At 61.0% G+C, this 10,199-nt stretch carries 9 protein-coding genes and 1 pseudogene; 8 read left to right on the forward strand and 2 right to left on the reverse strand.

Translation table 11 applies throughout. The annotated features are described in order from the left end of the window. The coding region (locus tag HMPREF3149_RS10385) for an FAD-dependent oxidoreductase (RefSeq protein ID WP_070537975.1) at positions 1–1,199 on the reverse strand (1,199 nt) is incomplete at its 3' end. A 106-nt stretch (positions 1,200–1,305) separates the two neighbouring features. Here HMPREF3149_RS10385 and HMPREF3149_RS10390 point away from each other — a divergent pair. Beyond that, entirely contained in the window at positions 1,306–1,695 is a 390-nt protein-coding gene (locus tag HMPREF3149_RS10390) for a heavy metal-responsive transcriptional regulator (RefSeq protein WP_042529932.1), read from the forward strand. 47 nt (positions 1,696–1,742) lie between these two features. Here the strand turns inward: HMPREF3149_RS10390 and HMPREF3149_RS10395 are convergent. Further along, positions 1,743–1,988: pseudogene (locus tag HMPREF3149_RS10395) on the reverse strand (LLM class flavin-dependent oxidoreductase); the annotation flags it as partial. A gap of 191 nt (positions 1,989–2,179) precedes the next feature. On the opposite strand from HMPREF3149_RS10395, the gene HMPREF3149_RS10400 reads away from it, so the two are divergent. From HMPREF3149_RS10400 to HMPREF3149_RS10430, 7 genes are all read left to right on the forward strand, one after another. Beyond that, a complete protein-coding gene (locus HMPREF3149_RS10400) occupies positions 2,180–2,797 on the forward strand; it encodes a DJ-1/PfpI family protein (RefSeq protein ID WP_070537979.1) in 618 nt (205 codons plus the stop codon). Between the two features lie 302 nt (positions 2,798–3,099). Continuing rightward, complete coding sequence (locus HMPREF3149_RS10405) at positions 3,100–4,779, forward strand: AbgT family transporter (RefSeq protein ID WP_070537981.1); 1,680 nt, start codon at positions 3,100–3,102, stop codon at positions 4,777–4,779. Between the two features lie 4 nt (positions 4,780–4,783). Further along, entirely contained in the window at positions 4,784–6,148 is a 1,365-nt protein-coding gene (locus HMPREF3149_RS10410) for a M20 family metallopeptidase (RefSeq protein ID WP_070537983.1), read from the forward strand. A gap of 101 nt (positions 6,149–6,249) precedes the next feature. After that, on the forward strand, positions 6,250–7,281 hold the full coding sequence (locus HMPREF3149_RS10415; RefSeq protein ID WP_070537986.1) for a siderophore ABC transporter substrate-binding protein: 1,032 nt from the start codon (positions 6,250–6,252) through the stop codon (positions 7,279–7,281). Positions 7,282–7,436: 155 nt separating this feature from the next. Then, entirely contained in the window at positions 7,437–8,309 is an 873-nt protein-coding gene (locus HMPREF3149_RS10420) for an ABC transporter permease (RefSeq protein WP_236684065.1), read from the forward strand. Continuing rightward, on the forward strand, positions 8,306–9,364 hold the full coding sequence (locus tag HMPREF3149_RS10425; RefSeq protein WP_070537988.1) for an iron chelate uptake ABC transporter family permease subunit: 1,059 nt from the start codon (positions 8,306–8,308) through the stop codon (positions 9,362–9,364). The genes HMPREF3149_RS10420 and HMPREF3149_RS10425 overlap by 4 nt, the downstream gene beginning before the upstream one ends. Continuing rightward, positions 9,361–10,116 (forward strand): iron ABC transporter ATP-binding protein, encoded by a 756-nt coding sequence (locus tag HMPREF3149_RS10430; protein ID WP_070537991.1) that lies wholly within the window; start codon positions 9,361–9,363, stop codon positions 10,114–10,116. Before HMPREF3149_RS10425 ends, HMPREF3149_RS10430 begins: the two co-directional genes overlap by 4 nt. The last annotated feature ends 83 nt before the right edge of the window (positions 10,117–10,199 follow it).

Genomic DNA, 10,199 nt, shown 5'->3' on the forward strand with positions numbered 1-10,199 from the left:
CCGCTACGCACTCCGAAACCGGAAGAGCCCACATACTCCAGGGGCAGCACGCGGCAGTCGCAGCGGATCCCCGCGGCGACGACCTCCTTCTCGGTCATCCCGACCGCGCCGATCGCCGGTCCGGTGAACGTCACCCGCGGCAGATGGGAGTAGTCGACGGACCGGTCGGCGTCGGCGAACGCGTTCTCGGCGACGAGGGTGCCGTGGCGGGCCGCGACGTAGACGAACTCCGGGTGCCCGGTCACGTCGCCCGCGGCCCAGATCCGCGGGTTCGACGACTGCAGATGGTCGGAGACGACCACCTCGCCGGAGTCCCCGGTCTTCACCCCGACCGCATCGAGGTTCAAGCCGTCGGTGACGGGACGGCGTCCGAGGGCGACGAGCACCTGGTCGGCGCGGAACTCCTGCGAGCCGCCGGACACGTCCGCGGTAACCACGACCTGCCCGGTCGCCGCGTCCCGGGACACCCGGGTCGGCACCGCGCGGCGGACCACCCGGATGCCCTCGTCGGCGAACACCTCCTGCAGTGTCCGGGACACCTCCGGCTCCTCCTTCGACGCGAGCCGGGACCGCACCAGCACGGTGACCTGGGAGCCGAGGCGGGCGAACAGCTGCGCCTGCTCCAGGGCGACGTAGCCGCCGCCGAGCACCAGCATCGACTCGGGGACCTCGGTCAGGTCCATCGCCGTGGTCGAGGTCAGGTACCCGGCCTCGTCCAGGCCGTCGATCGGCGGAGCCCACGGCCGCGCACCGGTGGCGACCAGGTAGTGCTCGGCCTCGATCGTCTCGACCGCTCCGTCTGCGGCGGTGACCTCCAACACCGGCGCGTCCGGGGTGCCCGCGAACCCGGCGTCTCCCCGCCGGACGTGCCACCCGTATGAATCGGCGACGTCGGCGTACTTCTCGCCCCGCATCGTCTCGACCAACGCCTGCTTCCCGGCGATCAGCGCGGGCATGTCCACTGGGCCTGCCGTCGTCGCGATCCCCGGGAACCGGTCGGCGGCGTCGGCGGCGACGTGCCGTGCATCGGCGGCGGCGATGAGGGCCTTCGACGGCACGCAGCCCGTGTTCACGCAGGTGCCGCCGAGCGTGCCACGCTCGATCATCACCACCGACTTCCCGAGCATGGTCGCGCGAATCGCGGCGGCGAACGCTCCGCCGCCCGATCCGATGATGGCGAGATCGTACTTCGTAGGCATCGCTGCTCCCGTCAAGGCTTGGACTTCTGTTCCGTTTCAGCCATACTAGACCTTCCAGTGCAGGGGAAGGTCAAGCGTGGCCCCTGCCGAATGATCGGAGGCCGCAATGCGCATCGGAGAACTCGCCGAACGCGCGGGCACCACCTCGAAGACGCTCCGGTTCTACGAAGAGCAGGGACTGCTGCCCCCGGCCGACCGGACGCCATCCGGGTACCGCGACTACGCGCCCGACGCCGTCGCCCGGATCGACTTCGTTCACCGTGGCCAGGCCGCAGGCCTCACCCTCGCCCAGATCCGCCAAATCCTCGACATCCGCGACAGCGGCCACGCGCCCTGCGAGCACGTGCGAGACCTCCTCGACGCGCGCCTGGCCGAGATCGAGCAGCAGATCGCCCAGCTCACCGCCTTGCACGGCACCATCGCCGACCTCCGGCACGACGCCGCGCACCCGGACCCCGACACATGCAGCCCAGACCAGGTCTGCCGGTACCTGTAGAGGGACGCGGACCGAGAAAACGAGAGCCATAACACGAACATGCGCTAGCGCATCTCGATCACGCCAGTGCCCACCTCAATGTTCTTGGTGGTGGCGGCCACTGCGCCGAGCAGCGGTATCGGGGCTGAGGCTTGCGGTACGAAGTGGTGGACGCGGAAAGACGCGTTGTTCACACCGATCTCATCTGCTGCCTGGGCGATTTCCAGATGGATCTTCGCAATTTTTTCAGCGGACGGACCATGCTGGTTCCCGAAGGCGTAGTGCCCGAAGCTTAAGAATCCGAATGCTGTCATTGGTTGAATACTCCTAATGATGATGTATCAACAAATAGGATAGTGTGTCGCCTGCAGATTGTCACGGCCCAAGGCGGCCACGCTATAAACTCTGAGTGGAGAAGCCCTGGCGAGGTGATGAAGCCGCCGGGAATTGAACCCGAGTCCCAGATGCTCGTCCGTGCTCATGGGGCCTGCTTTAGGATGGCCGCATGGATACCGAATCTCTCCGGATTACAGTCGTCTTGTTTGAAGGCTTTGAGCTTCTCGACGTCTTCGGACCCGTCCAGCTGCTTCAAGCGGTGCCTGATGTCGCCGTTGTTTTCGCAGGACCGGATGGTGGGCCAGTTGCTAGCTCGCAGGGCGTGGAAGTGGTGCCGACAATCTCTTATGGGCAGATTGAGTCGGCCGACGCCCTCCTCGTCCCGGGCGGAAAGGGAACCCGGAAGCTCGTGGAAGACGAATCTTTTCTGTCGTGGCTTCGTGAGGCGGGTGCACATGCTCCTTGGACTGCCTCCGTGTGCACGGGTTCTGCGGTCCTGGCGGCTGCCGGGCTCTTGGAGGGCTACGCCGCAACGAGCAATAAGCGTGCTTTTAGCTGGGCCACGTCCTTCGGGGGCGATGTGTCCTGGCGGCCGGAGGCGCGGTGGGTGCACGACCGTAATCGATGGACCTCCTCAGGTGTTGCGGCGGGCATGGACATGGCGGTCGCGCTCATTGCGCACCTCACTTCCGAAGTTGTTGCCATCGACGCTGCCAACTTTGTGGAATATGAGCCACACCGCGACAGTGGATGGGATCCTTTTGCGCGGATAAACGGGCTGGTGTAGTCGAGCGGCGACGAAGCTGAGCGTGGGAGCAGAACGTTCGGGCAATCTGTCGACGCTCACGGTAAGTAAGGGGCTAAAAACTGGCGATTTTTGGCCACTATCTACCGTGGGCGTAGTTGGGGAGAGCCTATAGGTATGCGGAGGTGAGCAGACGACGAGAAAGTGGAGTCGGAGCAGGGCTGGCTGAACAAAAGTGTGACTCATTCCAAAACTATTTGTTACCCAAGTTACATTCCCGTGGTAGCCTTTCTCCATCAGTGTGACGTGGAGCACTGGGCATAACCCCTACGACAGGAGTATCCATGAACAGCCCAACCAACGCATCGCTACAAGCTGGCGCGGACAGCACAGAAAAGCCGAGATCATCGCAGTCGAGTGCTGTAAAGGTGCAGAAAAGGTCGAAGCAGCAGTCCAGTGGGGGAATCCTTGATAAGTTCCTCAATGGCGTGGAGTACATCGGCAATAAGCTGCCGGAGCCTTTCACTATCTTCCTTATCCTCTTCCTCATTACGGGCGTGCTCTCCACCATCATGGCAGCGATGGGGGTGGAAATTAAGATTCCCGGTTCGGATGAAATTCAGCCGGTTAAAGGCCTGTTTACCGGTGAGGGGCTGACGTGGCTCACCACAACAATGGGGGAGAACTACATCAACTTCCCGCCCCTAGTGACGGTTCTTCCCATCATGTTGGCCGTTGGCGTGGCAGAGCGCTCCGGGATGCTTTCGGCGCTTATTCGTAAGCTTTTTGGTTCCGCGAAGCCGTGGCTGCTCCCGTACGCCGTCGGTGTTATTGGTGTGACGGCCTCCGTCATGGCAGATGCCGCTTTCGTCATTGTCCCGCCGCTGGCCGCCATGGTCTTTAAGGCCGCGGGCCGCCACCCAGTGGCGGGCCTAATTGGTGGCTTCGCTGCGGTAGGCGCAGGTTATTCGACGGCATTGGTGCCGACCTCACTGGATGCCTTGTTCGCGGGTATCACCACCGCGGTGATGGATACGCTGCCGAATACGGAATTTGCGCCGGTCAATGCGATGTCGAATTACTACTTCAACGTGGCCTCCTCCATCGTGTTGGGTGTGCTTGCTGGTCTCATTATTGACAAGGTCATCGAGCCGCGTATGTGGGCGCAGGAGGTACCTACCGAGGAAGAAATTGACCCGGAGGATGCCGCTGAGCGCGGCGACCGCGACGAGAATGGTGAGGAACTCAGCTCGGAGCTGCGCCCGGAGGAGAACAAGGGACTCATCTGGTCCGGAGTCGCGACGGTCATCCTCACCGCCATCATCCTCTTTGCCGTCCTGCTGCCAGAGTCACCGTGGCGCAATGAAGAGGGAGGCTTCCTCCCCAAGTCGCCGCTGCTCAACTCCATTGTCTTTTTGGTCTTCGCATACTTCCTTGTCCTTGGTGTGGTCTACGGCAAGGTCGTGGGCACGGTTAAGGGCATCGAGGACGTTGTCACCATGATGGTCGGCGCGCTCAAAGACATGCTGAGCTTCCTCATCCTGGCCTTCATCCTGGGACAATTCGTGGCTCTATTCGCCTGGACAGGCATCGGTACCTTCACTGCGGTGAAGGGCGCGGCCTTCCTCGAGTCCATTGGACTCACGGGCTTCCCGGCCATCTTCGCTTTTATTGCGCTGGCATCCTGCCTGAACCTTCTCATCATCTCCGGTTCCTCCATGTGGACGCTCATGGCGGCGGTCTTCGTGCCGATGTTTGCTCTGTTGGGCTACGAGCCGGCCTTCATCCAGGGCGCCTTCCGCGTCGGTGATTCGGCAACCCAGATCATCACTCCGCTGAACCCCTACATGATTGTCATGCTGGGCTTCCTCCAGCGCTACGAACGGGATGCCGGCCTGGGCACGCTCATGTCGCGCCTCATGCCCTTCGTGATTCCATTCTTTACCGCATGGGCCATCTTGCTGGCCGTCTGGTTCTATGTGGACCTTCCGTTGGGCCCAGGCAACTCGGTCATGATTGGGTAGAGGTATGAGTCAACCCAACAATCCCTCGACGGCGTATCTGGAGGCGATGGAGGGGGACATCGCCAAACGCGTGGCGGCCGCCGCTCCACCCGAGCACCATGGGGAGAACTATGCCGACCAGGCCAAGGTCTGGGATGCGGCCGCGGCGGAGGCTGAGGTTTTGCGCGAGACTGCCGCGCACATTGTGGCGGATCTGCACGCACATCCTGAAACGGCATTTGCGGAGCATCGCTCTATGGCGGTACTCGCAGATATCGTGGAACAGCACGGATTCTCCACGCACCGAGGGGCCTATGGCGTGGAGACCGCGTTCGAAGCCTCGTGGCAGAGTGAGGACTTTGACCCAGAGCAGCACCCCACCGTAGCCGTTTTGGCGGAATACGATGCGCTGCCGCAGATTGGTCACGCGTGCGGCCACAATGTCATCGCCGCCGCGGGCGTGTGCGGGTTCCTAGCGGCGACGGCAGTGCTTGACTCCACCCCCTTCGCCGGCCGCCTCCTGCTCCAAGGAACCCCAGCTGAGGAGGGGCACTCTGGCAAGGAGTACATGATCCGCGGCGGCAGCCTTGAGGGGGTGGACGCGGCGGTGATGATTCACGGCTTTGGCTATGACATTGGTGCACACGCCTGGGTAGGCCGCCGCATTCTGCGCGTGACGTATCGAGGCGTGGCTGCCCACGCGAGCTCCCAGCCCTTCATGGGGCGCAATGCGCTTGATGCTGCAAGCCTGGCCTACCAAGGCATCGGGCTCATGCGCCAGCAGATGCCCCCGTCGGATCGTGTCCACGCCATCATGTCCGGCGGGGACAGGCCTTCCATCATTCCTAGTTCAGCCGAGATGCATATTTATGTGCGCTCCTTGGGAACGCGCACTCTCATGGACCTGTCCGGACGTGTCGAGGATATTGTTCGCGGGGCGGCCCTCATGGCTGGAGTAGAGGTGGAGCTCGAGTGGGATGAACACCCCATGACGCTGCCGGTGCGCAACAATTCTGCACTAGTGGAACGTTGGGCGGCCACACAGGCGCGCCGGGGCCGCACGGCTTTGCCGGCGGGGACAGTGCCGGACACGGTGGCGGCGTCGACGGACTTTGGCAATGTCTCTCATTTGGTCCCTGGTCTGCACCCTATGGTGAAAGTCTCACCCGCGGACGTGGCGCTGCATACCGAGGACTTTGCGCGGTGGGCTGCCACGCCCCAGGCGGTCGATGCCGCCGTGGATTCCGCGGCTGGTTTAGCGCAGGTAGCTCTAGATTTCTTGGCGGATGCTGAGTTTCGCCGAGCTGTCCGAGAGGACTTCGATAAAGAGGGGCCGGTAGCGGTGGAGGAGCTGCTTGCGAGAGGGGAAAGTGCCCCCGCGGAGAATTAAGAAACAAAAGTGTGCTTGAAAGGTAACCCTTACATAGGTTAGGTTAGGCGACGACGTTAATTATCGCCTGTGGTTAGCCACACCTAAAAAGCAAGGACACTATGTTCACTCTTTCCCGTCGTGTCTTCAGCACGACTACCGCCAAGGTTGCTGCGACCGTCTCCGTGGCAGCGCTTGCGCTGACCGGTTGCTCCTCCAACTCCGCTGAGGAGTCTCCGGAGACTGCTGGGGCCGAGGCCGCCGATGCCTCCACCATCACGCTGGAGGATAACTTTGGTTCGAAGGACGTCACCGTACCAGTGGAGAACCCTGCGGTGACGGATAACCGAGCGTTTGCGGTTCTGGCGCAGTGGGACATCGACCTTGCCGCGGCTCCGCTTCCACTGGTCCCGAAGTCCTTGCGTGACACCTACAACAAGGACACCGTGGACGTCGATCTGGGCTCCCACAAGGAGCCAGACCTTGAAAGCCTTGTGGCTGCCGAGCCGGATGTGGTGTGGAATGGCCAGCGTTTCGAGCCCCACCAGGGCGATATGGAAAAGCTGCTTGAGGACGTATCCGTCCTCGATTTCGAGCCGCGCGAGGGCGAGGACTTCTTCGAGGAGCTCAAGCGCCACACCGAGGCCTTGGGCCAGGTCTTCGGCCACGAAGAGGACGCAGCAAAGCTCATTGCGGACTTCGATGCTGCGGCCGAACGCGCCAAGAAAGCCTACGACCCAGAGCAGAAGGTCATGGCTGTCAACACCTCCGGTGGCGAGATTGGCTACATTGCCCCGGGCATCGGCCGCACCTATGGCCCGGTCTTCGACCTACTGGGCCTCAAGCCGGCTCTTGAAGTGGACAATGCCTCTGATGACCACGAGGGCGATGACATCTCTGTGGAGGCTATTGCGCAGTCCAACCCGGATTGGATCCTCATCATGGACCGTGATTCCGCCATCTCCAAGGAAGGTGAGCAGGTTACCCCAGGTGAGAAGCTGGTGAAAGACAACGCTGCGCTCAAGAACGTGTCTGCCGTCAAGGACGGCAACGTCTACGTCGCCCCGCAGGATACTTATATTGATGAGTCCATCATCACCTACACCGAGATTCTCAACGCGCTTGCCGACGCCTTCGACAAGGCCAACGCCTAAGAACCTCAAGGAGCAGAGTGAAAACCGTGACAGTGAGGCCAGATGCACAGGGGGAACGGGGGGACGTCGCTAAGCGCAGCTCCCGCGAACCTGTCCTGACCTGGACGCTGGGCCTTGGTGTGCTCGGCGTCGTTGCGCTGCTCCTGCTGTCCCTCATGGTGGGGGAGTACAGCATCCTCGATAATGAGGATGGCTGGACCATGTTCTTTACCACGCGCGTCCCGCGCACTATCGCCCTCGTTCTGGCCGGCGCGGCCATGGCGATGAGCGGCCTCGTGATGCAGCTGCTCACCCAGAACCGCTTTGTGGAACCCACGACGACTGGTACCACCGAATGGGCCGGGCTGGGTCTGCTTTTTTCTCTCATTCTTTTCCCCCATGCGTCGGTGTTGGTGAAGATGGTGATTGCCGTGGTCTTCGCCTTCGTGGGCACCATGGTCTTCTTCGCCTTTTTGCGCCGAGTGGCACTGCGGTCTTCGCTCATCGTGCCGATCATCGGCATCATGCTCGGCGCCGTGGTCTCCGCCGTCTCTTCGTATGTGGCGCTGCGGACGGACACCTTGCAGCAGCTTGGCATTTGGTTCATGGGATCCTTCACCTCGGTCTACGAGGGGCAATACGAGGTCCTGTGGGTCGTGCTGCTCGTGCTCGTGGCTGTATATCTCTATGCCGACAAGCTCACTGTGGCCGGCCTGGGCGAGGACATCGCCACCAACATTGGCCTGAACTATCAGCGCATGATTCTGTTAGGCACCGGGCTCATCGCGGTGGCCACGGGTGTGGTGACCGTTGTGGTTGGAGCGCTGCCTTTCCTGGGCCTCATCGTTCCCAACGTGGTGAGCATGCTGCGCGGCGACGACCTACGTGCAAACCTTCCGTGGGTTTGCCTGTTGGGCACTGCCACAGTAACGCTGTGTGACATTCTGGGCCGCGTCATCATTTCCCCGTTTGAGATGCCGGTTTCCGTCATCTTGGGCCTGGTGGGTGCCATCGTCTTCGTTGTTTTGATTGTGAGGTCAACCAAGTGAGTGTCTGTATCTCTGTTCCTGCATCGACGACGCAATCCCAGTCTCAGCGCGCGCGTCGCAGCGTGGGAAGCTTCCAGTCCGCTGCCGCGGCCCGTAAGTACTGGGTCATCTTGGCCGCTCTCATCGCCGCGGGCCTGCTCTTTGCTTTTGGGCTGTTGGCCTACGACAACCCCATGGACTTTGGCACCCGCAAGTGGTGGCTTATTGCACGCCGCCGCGCAGACGCGGTTACGGCCATGGCAATTGTCGCTGTGTGCCAGGCCGTGGCCACCGTGGCTTTCCACACCGTGACCAACAACCGAATCCTCACGCCCTCCATCATGGGGTTTGAGTCGCTCTACGTGGCGATTAATACCGCGACCATCTTCTTCCTCGGTGCCGCTGGCCTGACCCAGTCCCGTAATGTGGGCGCGTTCCTAGTCCAGCTGGTACTCATGGTGGGCCTTTCCTTGGTCTTGTACTCTTGGCTGCTCACCAGCCGCCGAAACAACATGCACGCGATGCTGCTGGTAGGCATCATTATCGGCGGTGGCTTAGGCTCGCTGTCCACGTTCATGCAGCGCATGTTGACTCCCAGTGAGTTCGATGTGCTCACCGCGCGCCTCTTTGGCTCCGTCAACAATGCGGAGACCGAGTACTATCCTATTGCCATCCCGTTGGTCATCGTGGTGACGGTCCTGATGTTCCTCAACTCCCGCCGCCTCAATGTGCTGGCACTCGGCCGCGATGCTGCCACGAATCTTGGCGTAAACCACAAGGCCAATGCCATCTACACGCTTATCTTGGTATCCATTCTTATGGCTACGACGACCGCGCTCGTCGGCCCTATGACCTTCTTGGGCTTCCTCGTGGCCACCCTGGCGTACCAGGCTGCGGAGACCTATGACCACCGCTATCTCTTCCCAATGGCTATGGCCACCGCCTTTGCCGTGCTCACCAGTGCCTACTTCTTGATGCAGCACGTCTTTTATGCACAGGGTGTTGTCTCCATCATTATTGAGCTGGTAGGCGGCAGCGTTTTCCTCATCGTCATTCTGCGAAAGGGCAAGCTGTGATCAAGCTTTCGAAGGTTTCGAAGTCCTACTCTGGTGAGACGAACATTGGTCCCATCGATCTGGAGATCCCCACAGGAGGCATCACCGCCCTCATCGGGCCAAACGGTGCCGGAAAATCCACCATGCTCACCATGATTGGCAGGCTTCTCGACGCCGACGAGGGCAGCATCGAAGTTGCCGGATACGACGTATCCTCAACAAAGTCCGAGGACCTAGCCAAGATTCTGTCCATCTTGCGCCAGGAGAATCACTTCATCACGAAGTTGACCGTGCGCCAGCTGGTGAGCTTCGGCCGCTTCCCCTATTCCAAAGGCCGGCTTACGGCCGAGGATGAAGAAATAGTCTCGCGCTACATTGATTTCTTCCGACTAGGGGAGTTGGAGAATCGCTACCTCGATGAGCTCTCTGGTGGTCAGCGCCAGCGCGCCTACGTAGCCATGGTGCTGTGCCAGGAGACGGACTACGTGCTTCTCGACGAACCCCTCAACAATCTCGACATCTCCCATTCAGTGGAGATGATGAAGCACCTGCGAAAAGCAGCCAAGGAATTTGGCCGAACCATCATCATTGTTCTCCATGACATCAACTTCGCTGCGCGCTATGCCGACTACATCTGCGCTGCTAAGGATGGCAACATCGTGGCCTTCGGTGGCCCGGAAGAGATCATGCAGGATGATGTGCTCACCCCAATCTTCGAAACTCCTATCACAGTCATCGATGGTCCGGATGGGCTTTTGGCTTGCTATCACTAAAAACCCGCATAATTCATCGCCTGGTTGGCCATAGAAATACGAGCTAACCAGGCGATTTGTTGTTTGTTGGGGGTGTGCGTATA

Origin of the sequence: Corynebacterium sp. HMSC05E07, from assembly GCF_001807225.1 — a bacterium.
Classification (GTDB): domain Bacteria; phylum Actinomycetota; class Actinomycetes; order Mycobacteriales; family Mycobacteriaceae; genus Corynebacterium; species Corynebacterium singulare.